This is a genomic window from Vibrio sp. KUL80 (genome assembly GCF_059725495.1).
The window spans coordinates 883,649-899,008 of sequence record NZ_AP045842.1 but is presented as its reverse complement, the minus strand read 5'-3'; the positions used below and the strand labels follow the sequence as shown (position 1 = coordinate 899,008).

Below are 15,360 nucleotides of genomic sequence, written 5' to 3'. Positions count from 1 at the left end.
TCAGGGTGAGATCGTGAACGTTTTTTAATCAAAATTACGATCGATTTGACGATCACATTTAGCTGTGATCATATACTCCCTTTTAAGGGAGAGCATCATGCACATTGACCACTTCAAAGAACATTTTCAAACGATTATCGACCATCGCCAAGGTGCAAAGGTCACTTATTGCCTGTTTGAAGTCCTTTTTGGCTCACTATGTGCGGTAATTGCAGGCGCGAAAGGCTGGTTTGATATTCGTGAATACATTCTGGGTCATCATGATTGGTTTAAGCGTAATGACTTGTTTTTGAATGGCATTCCTGCGGATGACACTATTGCTCGTATCATCTCTACCGTTGAGCCAGAGCAATTTCATGAGTGCTTCGTTAACTGGATGTCATCAATACATACTCTTACCGAAGGTCAAGTGATTGCGATTGACGGCAAAACACTTCGCGGCTCATATAATCGTGAAGACAGGACCAGCACCATTCATATGATCAGCGCCTATGCGTCGTCAAACAAGCTCGTACTAGGACAGCTAAAGACTGAACAAAAAAGCAATGAAATTACAGCGATCCCTGAACTGATAAAGATGCTCGATATCAAGGGAGCCCTAGTAACTATTGATGCTATGGCCTGTCAAACCAAGATTGCTAAAGCCATTGTAAATCAAGGTGGAGACTACTTGCTTGCTGTAAAAAGCAACCAAGGAAAACTCCGACAAGCAATCGAAAAGGCATTCTCTTCGCAGCGAGTTAATATGGCTGATGACATCTCTCTTGAGCAAGGACACGGCCGCATAGAGTCTCGCCAATGCTATGTTTTTGACAGTACCGAACTTGAAGGTAACTTCTCTCGCTGGAAAGGCTTGAAGAGCATTGTAATGGTTGAAAATTTTCGCCTAGAGAAAGGTAAATCTGTCGACCTAGAGTACCGTTATTACATCAGCTCTAAAGAGCTTAGTGCAGAGCAAGCAGCTATGGCAGTCAGAGAACATTGGGGCATAGAATCAATGCACTGGGTACTTGATGTCACCATGAATGAAGATGCGTGCCAGATATACAAAGAGCACGGTGCAGAGAACCTATCATGTCTACGTCATATGAGCTTGAACATGCTCCGAGAAGAGCCAACCAAGCTAAGCATAGTAGGGAAACAAAAGCGATGTATGATGAATACGTCCATGCTAGAGGCAGTATTAAGTGCTGGTTTTAGTCAAATGGCGAAAAACTAGACACTCATGCGGTCGCCCTGCTGGATTTTTAGTTCCTGCTTTTGTTCATTGGTCAGAGTAATTTTCATAGTTGCTAGCATGATCCTCTATTCAGGAAAAATCAAGCGTCTTCAATGATCACGGGTATAGTTGCATCGAAATAAAAAGATTTTGTAGGGGTAAAACTGCTATTTATATTCGAGCTTTTATAAGTAAATATATTCTCATCAAATGAGAATATATTTACTGAAGGATTATGAAATGAATAACTTAGTCTAGAATTACGTTATTTTACGAGTTTGGAGACATACGGCACATTGCGCAGCTTATCTTGCCAAGGTAAGCCGTAACCGACGAGTAGGTCGTCGTTTTCCATTTCATAAGCGTAAAGCTGAGGGAAAGGGATATCGACTCTGCCTGGCTTCACAAACAAAGTGGCAATCGACAACGTTTTTGGTTGATAGTGAGTCGACAAATACTCGACCAGACGTTTCATGGTACCGCCAGACTCAATGGCATCGTCAATGACGATAACATCTTTGCCTTCAATCTCGATATTTTGGTGATAAACAATCTCGGACTGATTGTTTCGATCGCCGGGTGTGTGTGGGCATGAAATGGTATCCATGCGAACTTCTATTTCCAGCTGTCTGACTAGGTCTGCAGTGAATAAGATGCCGCCTGGTACGACAGAGATGACGACGACCTCTTCGAACTGTTGATTGATAAGCTCAGCGACTTTCTTTGTGCCAGTTTGGATCTGCGCTTCACTCAAAACGAGCTCGCCTAAATGCCGATTACGCATAGTTTTTCTCCGTTAAGCCGCGATTTAAAAATGCGGCATGTCTTTGATTATCCACACCCTAGCACTCGGTATAGAAGCGGACGAGTGAGTTGTTACTTGCTTAGCAGAGAAATGATGAGTACTTCTCAACTCTATTCAGTGATACTTGCTGAATGATTAGCGCTCCCATATTGGTGGGTTGCCCATTTTGTCGATAAGATAATCAATGAACAGACGCACTTTTGGGCTCAGAGCGTTCGCTTTAGGATAAACGAGCCAAATGGAGGTATTGTCTTCTACCTCGTAGTCAGGCAAAACTCTCACCAGTTTTCCAGTCTTTAGCTCATGGAATACACTCCAATACGCATTCATAGAAATACCAATCCCAGCAACGGTAGCAATTCGCATACTGGTGCCATCGTCGCAAATAAGCCGTATCTTGCTGCTATCGGGAGGGAAAGTGGCACTACTGTCCGATTCGCTGTGTAGTTTTCTCGGTTTGGTGTCCTTGAACATGATGATGTCATGATTGACCAGTGAGAGTGGCTCTGCTGGCATCCCTTTTCGAGACAGATAGTCGGGTGATGCGCAAAGTAGGCGGCGATCATTCGCAAGCTTACGTGCGCGCAATCCGCTGTCTTTGACGGCGCTGTTTCTTAGCGCGAGATCGATGCCGTGGTCGATGATGTTTAACTCTTGATCACCCAGTTTGAGATCGATAGTGATATTCGGATATCGGTCTAGAAATTCGGGCAAGACAGGAACGATATAGAGCTGAGCAAACGTGCTTGAGACAGCAAAACGAATGGTCCCTGACGCTTCATCCAGTTCCTTACCGATCACACTCAAAGCAGCGTCGTGTTGCTTCAATATCTCTTTCGCATACGGTAGAAACTGCTCGCCTTGAGTAGAAAGTGTGATTTTTCGCGTAGAGCGGTGGAACAAGTCGGCGCCTATCTGGTTTTCTAACTTAGATAAGCGAGAGCTCGCAATCGCGGGGGCGAGCCCTAGCGATTTTCCGGCTGCGCTGATGTTGAGCACTTCCGCGACCTTGATAAACAGTCGCAGACTCTCTGTTTCCATAGACCTTGTTTCCTAAGTATTTGAACGCAATGACCTAACGGTTTAGAAGCAAAGTATAGTCCAACAATTACCCGAAAATGCCGAATTCTCAATCGTGAAATGCGGCCTAATCCTTTGAGAGTTTCCTTCCTAAAGTTGTTGCTGACTCCAACACAAACTCGTTCACAGGTTGCCACTTGACCAGTTGGAGCAGGATAAGAGGGATAGACCATGGAATATAAAAACTTCTCGACATTTTCTGTTGAGATCGACAATGGTATTGCTTGGGTGACGATTGATTACCCGCCAGTGAATGTACAAGGGCAAGAAATGTTGGCTGACTTGAGCAGCTTAGCTTTGCGCCTCGAACGCGATAGAGAGGTAAAAGTCGTGGTGTTCCAGTCGGCGAATCCAGATATTTGGGTTTGTCATTACGACACCAATTTGCTTCGCGATATGTCAATGGATACGGTACCACGAGATGAAGCTAAGCTCTTGGATCTACAAGCCGTATTGGAGCGAATCAGTAAGCTTCCTCAAGTCACCATTGCTAAAATTGAGGGCTTCGCTCGCGGCGGCGGTCATGAGTTCGCACTGGCGTGTGACATGAGGTTTGCTGCGCGAGGTAAATACAAGTTTATGCAGATGGAAGTCGCAATGGGGATCTTACCTTGTGGTGGCGGTGCTTCACGTATGGCTCGCCAAGTGGGCTTGGGGCGCGCGCTTGAGATTATCTTGAGTGCCCGAGATTTTGATGCCGATGAGGCAGAAGCGTACGGCACCATCAACAAAGCGTTAGAGCCGGACGAAATTGGGGAGTATGTGGAAAATCTCGCGCGCCGTATTGCTCAGTTCCCAGCCGAATCCATTAACGCTTGTAAACAGACGGTTTATGAATCTATTGATAAGCCCATCGATGATGCACTTAAGGCTGAGGCTTACTGGCTATACCAAGCGACGAGTAAAACGGCGGCGATCAAACGTTTTACTTGGGCAGATGAGCAAGGGGCACAGTTCGACCTTGAAAATCAGAAGAATTGGGAGAAATTGGTCATCGACATCCAAGACATTAAAAATGAAGACTAAAATTGGAAAGGTAGAAAAAGAGCAGGCAAGCCGAGTGGTCTGCCTTCTCTTTTTGCTGTCCCATCCCCAATAAAACTGTGATACTTTCCTGTCTTCACACGGACTCATTGAATTGTTCTAGGTGTCAGAATATATGGAAAAGATCTATTTTGCTGGTGGATGCTTGTGGGGAGTGCAGGAGTTTATGCGTCACTTGCCAGGTGTGATTAACACGCAAGCTGGCAGAGCCAATGGCACAACCGACAATACAAAAACCGAGTACGACGGCTATGCGGAGTGTGTGTTGACCGAGTTCGACCCCGAGCAAGTCTCTGTTGAGCAGCTCATGGATTTCTTTTTTGAGATCATCGACCCGTATAGCCTTAACAAACAAGGTGAAGATGTAGGGACGAAATACCGCACTGGAGTTTACAGTGTGAATCCTAAGCATTTAAAGCTTGTTGAGCGGTATATTGCGGCTCGTCCAGACGCAGAAAAAATCGTGGTTGAGGTGCTGCCGCTTAGCAATTACGTCAAGAGTGATGAAGAGCATCAAGACCGATTGACCCTGCGCCCCAACGATTATTGCCACATTCCCAAAAATCTACTTCACAAGTATAAGCGATAGACACGCGTCGTTTTTGCTATCCAATTACTTTGGCGCGTTTCTTTGTGATGGGTCGCGCTGAAATGCCTGAATGAGTGTATTTGGGTCTAGACTTTCGCGTTGCTGTTTTGCCCCTTCCGCCCACCATACGAGTTGAGCCATGGTTCTATTCATATAGCTGTCCCACTCATTCTGAGCTTCCTCGCTGTTTGCTCTGCCTTCCTCTTCAAACACAGTGGCGGCATTTGGAATATGGACCATCGAAGAAACTGGCAGACAGCCAAGCTCTGAGAGGAAAGTTCGCATCGAGACTGCGGCTCTGGCTCCGCCCCATTGACCAGCAGAATAAGTGACGATAGCACTTGGCTTGTAAGAAAATAGTGAACTGCCGAAATGATTGAGAAGGTGCGCTAACGCAGGACTCATAGAATGATTGTATTCGGGTGAGATCATCACGTAGCCATCGGCTTCAGCAATTTTGTCGGCAAGCTGTTTTAGATCGGCAGGAACCTGTTTGCGACTATAGGCAAACTCGGGTTTAAAAATCCCACCAAGGTCGAGATCTAGCGGATCGATGATTTCTACATCGTGTTTTGGATAGACTCTTTTCAAAAGTGATTCGCAGGCAAGACTCACTCTGGCACCAAGCCGAGCAGGGCGAGGGGGTGTACTCTCACGAACAGATCCAAGAAAGACTAAGAACTTCATTATTGCCGATTCCGTGCAGTTTCAAAATTAATTAACCCAAAGCATATACAGATACCAAGGGCATTCAAAGCAGGTTTTTATAAGTGGCTAGGATCGGTAACCGAAAAACTGTGACCGCTCTCTTGAAGTACACGAGAGGTAACCATAAATGTGCAGGACATGATCACAAATTCTATCGCTTCTCATTGTTCTTGAGGCTCATCTGTTGATAATTACCACCAAAGTTAACGTTAACATTTTAGCTTTCATGAGAAGAGATTGCCTGGTCTCTTTTATTTTTGGATACAAAAGTTAACGTTAACATTGTTGTCTGCATTAGACGTTGAAGCTAATCTTATTAGATGCCCTACGAGAGGTTGCCATGAATTTTGGTAAGAACAGAAACTTTATACTCCTCAGCGCCACGCTGTTTTTCTTCTTTGTCACTTGGTCATTTTGGTTTTCATTATTTCCAATTTGGCTGAGTCAGCATCTGGGACTGGATGGTGCTAACACCGGCATCATTTACTCGCTAAACGCAATTGGCGCACTGTGTTTGCAGCCGCTTTATGGCTACATTCAGGACCGTCTTGGTCTAAAAAAACATTTGATGTGGTTCATTGCTGCACTCCTTGTGTTTGTTGGTCCGTTTATCATCTTTATCTACGGTCCATTACTGCAAGCCAATATCTTCATGGGTGCGGCAGCCGGTGCTGTTTATCTTGGTGCTGCTTTCTTTGCTGGTGTCGGAGCTATAGAGACCTATGTAGAGCGCGTTGGACGTGTGTCTAACTACGAGTTTGGTAAAGCACGTATGTGGGGTTCATTGGGTTGGGCATTCGCGACCTTTTTTGCTGGCACTTTTATCAACATCAACCCCAATATCAACTTCTGGTTAGCCTCTCTATCTGCGGTTATTGCTGCGATCATGATTATGCTGGTTAAGTTTGATGACACCTCTTCACAGCAAGATGTCGAAACTAACCCAGTAAAAGTCGCTGACCTGTTTGCGCTGGTGAAAATGCCTCGCTTCCACGCTTTTGCACTGTACATCTTCGGCTGTGCCTGTATCTACGGTGTGTATGATCAACAGTTTGCTATCTACTTCTCTTCGCAGTTCCCGACCGTAGAAGAAGGTAACCGTATGTTTGGGTACTTAAACTCTCTGCAGGTGTTCCTTGAAGCCGGCGGTATGTTCTTAGCGCCATTTTTTGTAAACCGTGTCGGTGCCAAGAACTCGTTGGTTATAGCGGGCTTTATCATGGCTACCCGTATTATTGGTTCAGGACTTGTCGATGGTCCAATCGGTATCTCAGCGATGAAGCTTCTCCATGCGGTTGAGCTACCCATTCTTCTCATTGCAGTATTCAAGTACTTCAGTAAGAACTTTGATACTCGCCTAGCCTCGACTTTGTACTTGTTTGGCTTTCAATTTGTGATTCAAGTGTTCACCAGCATCTTGTCTCCGATGGTTGGTTTGTCGTACGACGTCATGGGCTTCCAACAAACGTATCTCATCTTGGGTTGTGTTGTCGCTGTCTTTGCCACTGTGTCTATCTTCACTCTGGTCAGCGACAAAGTACCGTCAGTGAATGACGACGAGAACACCCAGTCGAAGTCCGGTGACCAGTCTCTAGCCACCGCATAATTCATTCTTTTCTTATTTTCCCCTCTCTCATTGAGAGAGGGTCTATGCAAATTTCGGAGTTTTTCATGATCAATGATACGACTAAAGCGAATCAGACCTTAGCGACAGAATCGGCAACGTTGAAGTGCCATCATCGTCCAGGCTTTCACATTGCTGCGCCTGCTGGGTGGATTAATGATCCGAATGGACTCTGCTTTCACAATGGACTGTACCACGCCTTCTACCAACATCACCCATACTCATCAGATTGGGGACCAATGCACTGGGGCCATGTGACCTCAACAGACATGGTGCATTGGGAGCACCAGCCTGTTGCATTAGCTCCAGGAGACGAGGGCACCTGTTTCTCGGGCTCTGCTGTAACTGATGGTGATACGCTCGCGCTGCTTTATACCGGTCATTCTTGGCTGGGTGAAGAGGGCGATGACACGAAAATGAAGCAGATTCAGTGTCTCGCGACGAGTGAGGATGGTATTCACTTTGAGAAGCAAGGCATTGTAATTCCTGATGCACCAAAAGCTGATATGGTGCACTTTCGTGACCCTAAGGTATGGAAGGAAGACGGTCTCTGGCATATGGTCGTGGGCATGAAAGATGGAGACCAAGGCCAGATTGGTTACTATCAGTCTGACGATCTGCGCCATTGGAACTACAAAGGTGTCATGGCAGAAGCGAAAGAGGGCATTGGTTACATGTGGGAGTGTCCAGATTTCTTTGCTCTGGATGACAAACGCGTTCTAATCTGTTCGCCAATGGGTATGGAAGCGGATGGTTATAATAATCTGAACTTCCATCAAAACGGTTACATGGTTGGTGACCTCGACAAAGAGCGAGGTCGCTTTACCTTTGATAAATTTGTTGAGCTAGACTTCGGTCACGATTTCTATGCATGTCAGACGTTCGATGCCGAGGATGGTCGCAAGGTGGCGATGGCGTGGATGGATATGTGGCACAGTGAGATGCCAACCAAAGCTCGAGGCTGGTGTGGTGCATTAACACTGCCACGCGAGCTTAAGCTGGATGAAGAAGGCAAGATCTGGCAAACACCTGTTAAAGAGCTTGAAGATCTGAGAGTAGAGCAGTTTGATACATCCGCACTTCGCAAAGTAGATAGCCAAATGTTAGAGACTGGCATTCGCGGTGACTTGCTTGAAGTCAAAGCGCGCTTTTCTCTTGCTGGTGCGACGGCAGAACGCTTTGGCTTTATGCTGCGTGTCGGAGATGTGCCATTTGAGCGTACATTAGTGGGATATGACCGAATGGCGAAGCGTGCATTTCTTGATAGAACGTTATCGGGAGAAGCGGTGACAGGTGTGCGCAGTATTGATATTGATACCGCTAATAACTCGGTGGATATTCACCTGTTCCTAGATCGATCTTCGGTAGAAGTGTTTTTGAACGAGGGCGAGCAGGTGATCACAAGTCGTATTTATCCATCTGAATCGAGTCTAGATTTCAAACTGTTTGCAGAGAACGGAGTGGTGGAACTAGAAGCTCTCGATGTTTGGCAGCTAAAGGATATTTGGAAGTAAGAGATAAAAACAGGGAGCAAAGCTCCCTGTCTTTATGTGGATTCTCGTTCAATTAACGGACAGGGTAACTTGATCAAACCTGTCTCTTTTCGTTTCTCAATGATGTGCAGCGCAGCTTGGCGACCTAACTCGTGATGGGGCAACTCTATGGTGGTTAAGCCTGGCACGAAAAGATCAGCGATTTCGTCCATGTTGTCATACCCAAGTATTGCGACATCTTCTGGTATCGCCTTTCCGATACGGTGCAGGTGCATATATGCCACCAAAGCAACGCGGTCATTTCCACAGACAATGCAATCAAAGTCGTAATTTTCAGCTAATGCATTGTCAATAATGGTGATGGTGTCGTGGTAGTCGCACGGGTCATTCATATAGCGCCAGCGATAAGCTTCTAAATCGGGTACCGCTTGCTTAATTCCTTGTTGACGTAATGTCACTGCGGGTAGGGATTGGTTGAGCATGATAAACAGCGGCTTTTTATATCCCTTGGCAAGTAGATGTTGGATACCATGGAATTGGCCTAACTGATCGTCGGGGACATAACTTGGTATGCTTGAGTCTTTTGTAAAACAGTTGGCAAGTACCAGTGGCAGTTCTTTGAGGCGTTCCGGTACCACGACTTCGCGTAAACCCATGGTAGCAAACACAATTCCGGTTGGTTTGTGAGATAGAATTCGGTCCACGGTTTCATCGCTAGGGGCTGCGTCAAAGGTGTTGAAAATCAGCGAGTTCCAGCCTTGTGCCAGTGCAGTTTGCTCAATAGAGTGGTTGATGCCGACGGAGAATGGTGTCGTGGCGACTTCGAGTGCTAGTACACCTATGGTTGTGTCTTGATAACCTTGAACTCCCTTCGCACGCATTTTTTTGGCTGAGTGATCAGGCGTGTAGTTGAGGGTCTTTATTGCCTCATTGACACGTCTTAGGGTATCGGGCTTGACCTTCTCGGGAGAGTTGATAGCACGAGATACCGTCATCCACGATACACCTGCTAGCTTTGAAACGTCTTTGATTGATGCCATTGGGTTCTTTATTCAATACGCGAGCCCTAGAGTATAACGAGTTCTAGGGCTGCGGTTAAATGCTTTGGCATGGCAAACTGCCAATAACTGTGACCTCAGCGCTAAGCTTTCACTAGATTATCAGTCACAAACGTGCGGTTTCGTACTACGAGCCACAACACGCCTCCCACAATACCGATACACAGCTGAATCATTCCTAAGTTGGCAATTAACGACTCTGGTCGGATTGAGACAAGAACCATTCCGATAGACCCGCAGATCATGGCGAAGAACTGAATCAGGGCGACAGCAGAGCCAGTGTCTTTGTCTTGTTGATCGAGCATTAAGTTGGTTGCCGGTACGCGCATCATGATCACCATGAGTGTTGCAGGTGCGGCAAGCAAGGCGAATGCCCATGGCGAAGTGTCACCAAAGGTGAGTGTCATTACGCCTACCGCGACTAACACTGCAAAGCACCCAGAGATAACGTTCTGCACAGCAATGTGACGAGACAGCTTCATATAAATAGTCGGTCCAAAAGACGCCACAATGGCATTAAATGAGAAGAAGTAGCTAAACTGCTGCTCTGTCAAACCAAAGCCATTGATGTAGATATAAGAGCCTGCTGCGAGAAAGCCCATGAGCGCCATTGGTGCGATAGAGAAAATGCACAATAGAATTACAAAACGAGGGTTTCTAATCACCACACCAAGGCGGGTCCAGGAGCGGACTAATGAGCCCGTGTAACGAGTCTCGAGTGTTTCTTTATAGCAAAATGCAAGGATCGAGGCGCAGGCACCAAAGACAGCAAGGGTGATGAACATCATGCGCCACGAGGCAATTTGCAGCAAGAATGCACCGAGTACGGGAGCGACCATAGGTGCAATGATAACCAGTGACATGATGGTGGCCATAATCCGCTCACGCTCGCGTCCGTCAAACAGGTCTTTGACTACGGATGTCGAGACAACGGTAATGGCACTACCTGCAAATGCTTGTAGGACGCGAGCTGCAATAAGATGCTCGATATCATTGGACATTGCACAGGCAATGCTCGCTAGCATATAGCCGCCAATACCGGTCAGTAATATGGGTTTTCGCCCAAACTTTTCACTCAGCGGTCCCCAGAAAAGTAGACCAAGCGCATAGGTAACGAAATAGCTGCTTAGCGTCAGGTTAACCATGGATTCTGTGGTATCAAAGATGTCCACCATAGTCGGCAAGGCTGGCAAATAGAGGTCAATCGTCAATGGCGGGAATGCACTAATAATGACGAGAAAAAATAGCGTGCCTTTTTGCCCGAGGATGGGTTGGGTTTGTTTCAAGTTGTTCTCCTATAAACCGGGTTAGTAGCTCAGGTTGTTGTTGACGCGTTCTAATAACACTTTGAGAGTGTCCGCTTCGTCGTCAGAAAAACCCGTGAGCATTTCTGTCATCATTTCCATTTCAACTTGGTCGAGTCGTTTGAGCAGTTTTTCCCCTTTCTCACTCAGAGTCAGCTGAACCGAACGTCGATCGCTTGGGCTACTTTCTTTAATGATCAAGTCTTGTCTATGCAGCCTTGCAATGATTCTGGCGATCTGTGCTTTGTCACGATTCATAGATTCCACTAAAGCTTGTTGAGAGGCCCCGCCAAGAGCACGAATGTCAGACATTGCTTTGTGTTCTAGTGGAGAAAACTCGACTTTTTGTCTTGTCACTTCCGCAATCATCTTTCCACGGGTTTTCATTCTTATCTCGCGTAGCGCGTGATTGATGGCTCGATAATCTGTCATGGTGTATTCAATGGATGAATTAGTTGATCTAGTCAACAAATGGTATCGATATTGTTGATTAAGTCAACTAATACTTCTCAGTTCTCGCAAAAGTTTGCTGTAACTGGTGTTTGGCTGAGCGAAGGGGATTGAGGGGCTAATATATTGATTTCGTGCATTTGTTTTCGACGGGTTAAACAATTGTCGAGACCCGTGATTCATCAATTGGTCATAAAAACATCGAAAATCCGTCAAATTACTGCGATGTAATGCTGTTCAATTTGTAAATAGCTACTCGGAGAAAGGGTATGGCATTAAGCGCACCCGAGTTGTCCCTCGTGTCGGACAACAGTGAACAGTTACAGCAAGACTTTGGTCGTAAAGTTTTAGAAGTCAACGGGCTAACGAAAGCCTATCAACAAGGCAAGATGGTTTTAGATGGCATCAGCTTTGAGCTACGTGCTGGCGAGTTTGTTGCTGTAGTCGGTCGTTCTGGTGCTGGTAAGTCGACCTTACTTCACACACTTAACGGTACGATTCCCGCAACAGGCGGAAATATCTTAAACGTGCATCGCGACCAAAGTACCGATGATGTGTTGGTGATGAACCGTAAAGAACTTCGAGAGTGGCGCACCCACTGTGGAATGATTTTCCAAGATTTCTGCTTAGTGCCTCGTCTTGATGTCATCTCGAATGTTTTGCTCGGACGTCTAAGCCATACCTCGACACTCAAGTCATTGTTAAAAGTCTTCAGTGACAAAGACAAAGCGCAAGCGATTCAGCTGCTTAAGTGGCTGAATATGCTGCCGTACGCGTTGCAACGTGCCGAGAATTTGTCAGGTGGTCAGCAGCAACGTGTCGCGATTTGTCGCGCCATGATGCAAAACCCGAAAATCCTTTTGGCTGACGAGCCTGTTGCCTCTTTAGACCCGAAAAACACCGTGCGAATTATGGAAGCACTGCAAAAAGTAAGCAGTGATGGCGTTGCGGTAATGGTCAACCTTCACTCTATCGAATTAGTTCAGGAGTACTGTACTCGTGTTATTGGTCTCGCCAAAGGGCAGGTCATCTACGACGGTCACCCTTCTGGGCTCAATGATCAGGTTTTGCATCGTCTTTATGGCGACGAAATCGACCAGATCAGTTAATCAAAAAAACTAAGTGGACTATACGTTTAAGGACAAGTCATGAAAAAGTTTCTATCCCTCGGTGTTGCAGTGGCATCTGCTTTGGCATTTAACGCTCAAGCAGCGGCACCAAAAGAGATCAATCTAGGTATTCTTGGTGGTCAAAACGCAGCACAGCAGATTGGTGACAACCAGTGTGTGGCGGATTTCCTAAATGCTGAGCTTGGTGTTAAAACCAATATTCGTAACTCAAGTGACTACAACGCGGTTATTCAAGGTCTTTTGGGTGAAAAAATCGACTTGGTTATTAACATGTCGCCAAAGTCATACGCTGAGATCTATCTTAATGACCCAGAAGCGGTAGAGCTAGTTGGTATCACGGTTGATAACACAGATAATTCGCGCGGTTACCACTCGGTTATCTTGGTACAGGAAGATAGCCCATATCAGTCGATTGAAGATCTTAAGGGTAAGGTGTTCTCATTTGCCGATCCAAACTCTACTTCAGGCTTCTTGATTCCAAACAACCAGCTAGAGCAAACGCTAGGTGGCAATATGGACAACCAGTTCAACGGCTTCTTCAGCTCAGTTAACTTCTCTGGTGGCCACGAACAAGACATCGTTGGCGTACTGAACGGCCAGTTTGATGCCGCAGTCACTTGGTCTTCTATGGTTGGTGATGCGAGCAAAGGCTACAGTGCTGGCGCACTGCTTCGCTACATGGATCATGATGCAGAGCTAATGAACAAGATTCGTATCATTTGGGAATCACCACTTATCGCAAACGGTCCTACGATTGTGAGCAACCGTCTAGACCCGAAATTCAAAGATGACCTAGTGGCGGCGGTGAAGAAGCTAGATCGTGAAAACAACGACTGCTTTAGCAAAGCTGCGGGTGGCTCTCTTCACCTAGAAGAGACCAGCGTTGCTGAATACCAATCGATCATCGATCTGGTAAAAGCAACTAAGTTTGCTCAGCGCTAATCTCCTCTGTTAATCAAGCTGGCTGTTCGCAGCCGGCTTTGCTACTTCTACGGTTACTCCATGCAGTTCGAACAATACTATCAACAGGTTCGCCGTAAGCAGAAAATGGACGCTCTTATGTGGTCCTCTCTGTTTATGTTGCTCTATTTGCTTTCTGGTCACTACGCTGAGTTCAGCCTGTCGACCATCATACGTAATGCTCCAGCGTTATTTGATTACATCTACGACACTATCCCGAATTTATCATGGGACGTTCTGTTCGCCAGTCGAGATGAAAACGGACGCGCCGTGCCAGGCTCGCTCATTTACTGGGGTTATCGATTACACATCCAGATCCCGCTGTTATGGGAAACCATTAATGTTGCGATTGCCGCTACCTTAGTGTCTTCTGTGATTGCGATTGTGTTAGCATTCTTAGCTGCCAGCAACAGTTATGCGCCAGCGCCTGTGCGCTTTGGTATTCGTTCTTTTGTGGCGTTTCTGCGTACAATGCCAGAGCTAGCTTGGGCAGTGATGTTCGTGATGGCTTATGGTGTGGGTACGTTTCCTGGTTTTGTCGCCCTGACGCTTCATACTATTGGCAGCTTGACTAAGCTGTTCTATGAGTCGATTGAGACGGTTTCCGATAAACCGATTCGAGGGTTGACTGCATCTGGTGCAAGACCTATCCAACGCATTCGATTTGCATTCTGGCCACAGGTCAAACCGACGGTCCTTTCTTATGTGTTCCTGAGATTTGAGATTAACTTCCGCTCGTCGACCATTCTTGGCTTAGTTGGCGCGGGAGGTATCGGACAGGAGCTAATGACAAACATTAGTCTGGGACGCAACGACCAGGTCAGTATTACGCTGCTTCTAATCATCCTAGTGGTGGCCATTATAGATACCACGTCTGGCGTACTGAGGAAGAAAGTGATCAATGGAGACAGCCAATGACTGAAATGACCCTTGAGCAAATCAAACAAGAAAACAAAGCCATTTTTGATAAACAGCGTCGTTACTTAATGGTCGTTGCCGCGAGTGTCGCTGCGGTTGTTCTCTATTATCTGGTGTTTTTCCACTTCTTTGGTGTGTCCTCTCAGCAATTTGAGATGGGTAACAGCAAGATCATGAGCTACTTCTTACACATGTTTGTGTGGCGCGACTTCTGGGATTGGCCATTTGGTTACTACTTTAAGCAAATTGGTATTACGCTAGCGATCGTGTTTGGTGGCACGCTGACGGCCTCGTTGATTGCTCTGCCACTGTCATTCCTAGCTGCTCGAAATGTGATGACAGGACCGTTTCGACTGATTGCGATCATGATGCGCCGCATCTTTGATGTTTTGCGTGGTATCGATATGGCGATATGGGGGATGATCTTTGTTCGTGCAGTGGGTCTTGGCCCACTTGCTGGTGTGATGGCGGTGTTTATCCAAGACTTAGGCTTGTTTGGTAAACTTTACGCAGAAAGCCATGAAGCGGCTGACAAAAAGCCATCACGCGGTTTAACGGCAATGGGTGCCAATAACCTGCAGAAACATCGATTTGGTATCTTTACTCAATCGTTTCCGACTTTCTTGGCGTTGAGCCTATATCAGCTTGAGTCAAATACTCGCTCGGCTGCGGTTCTTGGCTTTGTAGGTGCTGGTGGTATTGGTCTGGTCTATGCTGAGAACATGCGACTATGGAACTGGGATGTGGTGACCTTTATCACCCTAGTGCTTGTCGCCATTATCATGGGACTAGATAAGGTCTCTAGTGTCCTAAGACAAAAATACATAGTGGGTGAAAACATCGCCTTGTACACCCCGACTAAATAAGTTTTTGGGCGCTGACGTCAAGGTCTTAGTTTCAAGGTGCTAACTGCAAAGCCAGCAACGTGACATGCTGGCTTTTTGACTATTGGAGAGGCGACCTCCTGTAAGCCTCTTT

15 protein-coding genes are annotated in these 15,360 nt (G+C 46.3%); 9 read left to right on the top strand and 6 right to left on the bottom strand.

The features are described from left to right. Positions 1 to 97 precede the first annotated feature (97 nt). On the top strand, positions 98 to 1,219 hold the full coding sequence (locus tag AC6I8U_RS20645) for an ISAs1 family transposase (protein WP_498016714.1): 1,122 nt from the start codon (positions 98 to 100) through the stop codon (positions 1,217 to 1,219). A 265-nt stretch (positions 1,220 to 1,484) separates the two neighbouring features. On the opposite strand, the gene AC6I8U_RS20640 is transcribed toward AC6I8U_RS20645, so the two are convergent. Continuing rightward, positions 1,485 to 2,003, bottom strand: coding sequence for a phosphoribosyltransferase (locus AC6I8U_RS20640; protein ID WP_498019543.1), 519 nt, complete (start codon positions 2,001 to 2,003; stop codon positions 1,485 to 1,487). Positions 2,004 to 2,159: 156 nt separating this feature from the next. Further along, positions 2,160 to 3,065, bottom strand: coding sequence for a LysR family transcriptional regulator (locus tag AC6I8U_RS20635; RefSeq protein ID WP_498019542.1), 906 nt, complete (start codon positions 3,063 to 3,065; stop codon positions 2,160 to 2,162). Positions 3,066 to 3,275: 210 nt separating this feature from the next. Here AC6I8U_RS20635 and AC6I8U_RS20630 point away from each other — a divergent pair, with 210 nt between their 5' ends. Then, on the top strand, positions 3,276 to 4,130 hold the full coding sequence (locus AC6I8U_RS20630; protein ID WP_498019541.1) for an enoyl-CoA hydratase/isomerase family protein: 855 nt from the start codon (positions 3,276 to 3,278) through the stop codon (positions 4,128 to 4,130). Positions 4,131 to 4,263: 133 nt separating this feature from the next. Beyond that, a complete protein-coding gene (locus AC6I8U_RS20625) occupies positions 4,264 to 4,737 on the top strand; it encodes a peptide-methionine (S)-S-oxide reductase (protein WP_498019540.1) in 474 nt (157 codons plus the stop codon). A gap of 24 nt (positions 4,738 to 4,761) precedes the next feature. On the opposite strand, the gene AC6I8U_RS20620 is transcribed toward AC6I8U_RS20625, so the two are convergent. Then, entirely contained in the window at positions 4,762 to 5,424 is a 663-nt protein-coding gene (locus AC6I8U_RS20620) for an NADPH-dependent FMN reductase (RefSeq protein ID WP_498019539.1), read from the bottom strand. Positions 5,425 to 5,785: 361 nt separating this feature from the next. On the opposite strand from AC6I8U_RS20620, the gene AC6I8U_RS20615 reads away from it, so the two are divergent. Then, entirely contained in the window at positions 5,786 to 7,051 is a 1,266-nt protein-coding gene (locus AC6I8U_RS20615) for an MFS transporter (RefSeq protein WP_498019538.1), read from the top strand. Between the two features lie 44 nt (positions 7,052 to 7,095). After that, positions 7,096 to 8,583 carry a glycoside hydrolase family 32 protein gene (locus AC6I8U_RS20610; RefSeq protein ID WP_498019537.1) on the top strand — a complete coding sequence of 496 codons (1,488 nt, stop codon included), beginning with the start codon at positions 7,096 to 7,098 and terminating at the stop codon, positions 8,581 to 8,583. A gap of 32 nt (positions 8,584 to 8,615) precedes the next feature. Here the strand turns inward: AC6I8U_RS20610 and AC6I8U_RS20605 are convergent, their stop codons facing one another. From AC6I8U_RS20605 to AC6I8U_RS20595, 3 genes are all read right to left on the bottom strand, one after another. Then, positions 8,616 to 9,602: a LacI family DNA-binding transcriptional regulator gene (locus AC6I8U_RS20605; protein ID WP_498019536.1), complete on the bottom strand. Its 987-nt coding sequence runs from the start codon at positions 9,600 to 9,602 to the stop codon at positions 8,616 to 8,618. A 101-nt stretch (positions 9,603 to 9,703) separates the two neighbouring features. Further along, complete coding sequence (locus AC6I8U_RS20600; protein WP_498019535.1) at positions 9,704 to 10,906, bottom strand: multidrug effflux MFS transporter; 1,203 nt, start codon at positions 10,904 to 10,906, stop codon at positions 9,704 to 9,706. A 21-nt stretch (positions 10,907 to 10,927) separates the two neighbouring features. Continuing rightward, a complete protein-coding gene (locus AC6I8U_RS20595) occupies positions 10,928 to 11,356 on the bottom strand; it encodes a MarR family winged helix-turn-helix transcriptional regulator (RefSeq protein WP_234497502.1) in 429 nt (142 codons plus the stop codon). A gap of 287 nt (positions 11,357 to 11,643) precedes the next feature. Here AC6I8U_RS20595 and phnC point away from each other — a divergent pair, with 287 nt between their 5' ends. Genes phnC through phnE (AC6I8U_RS20575) form a run of 4 tightly spaced genes read left to right on the top strand, consistent with a single transcriptional unit; the run spans position 11,644 to position 15,248 of the window. Beyond that, positions 11,644 to 12,483 carry a phosphonate ABC transporter ATP-binding protein gene (gene phnC, locus AC6I8U_RS20590; RefSeq protein WP_128649540.1) on the top strand — a complete coding sequence of 280 codons (840 nt, stop codon included), beginning with the start codon at positions 11,644 to 11,646 and terminating at the stop codon, positions 12,481 to 12,483. 39 nt (positions 12,484 to 12,522) lie between these two features. Continuing rightward, a complete protein-coding gene (phnD, locus tag AC6I8U_RS20585; RefSeq protein WP_498019534.1) occupies positions 12,523 to 13,446 on the top strand; it encodes a phosphonate ABC transporter substrate-binding protein in 924 nt (307 codons plus the stop codon). A gap of 60 nt (positions 13,447 to 13,506) precedes the next feature. Next, complete coding sequence (gene phnE / locus AC6I8U_RS20580; protein WP_234497500.1) at positions 13,507 to 14,382, top strand: phosphonate ABC transporter, permease protein PhnE; 876 nt, start codon at positions 13,507 to 13,509, stop codon at positions 14,380 to 14,382. Then, positions 14,379 to 15,248: a phosphonate ABC transporter, permease protein PhnE gene (phnE, locus tag AC6I8U_RS20575; protein WP_498019533.1), complete on the top strand. Its 870-nt coding sequence runs from the start codon at positions 14,379 to 14,381 to the stop codon at positions 15,246 to 15,248. Before phnE (AC6I8U_RS20580) ends, phnE (AC6I8U_RS20575) begins: the two co-directional genes overlap by 4 nt. Positions 15,249 to 15,360: the final 112 nt, after the last annotated feature.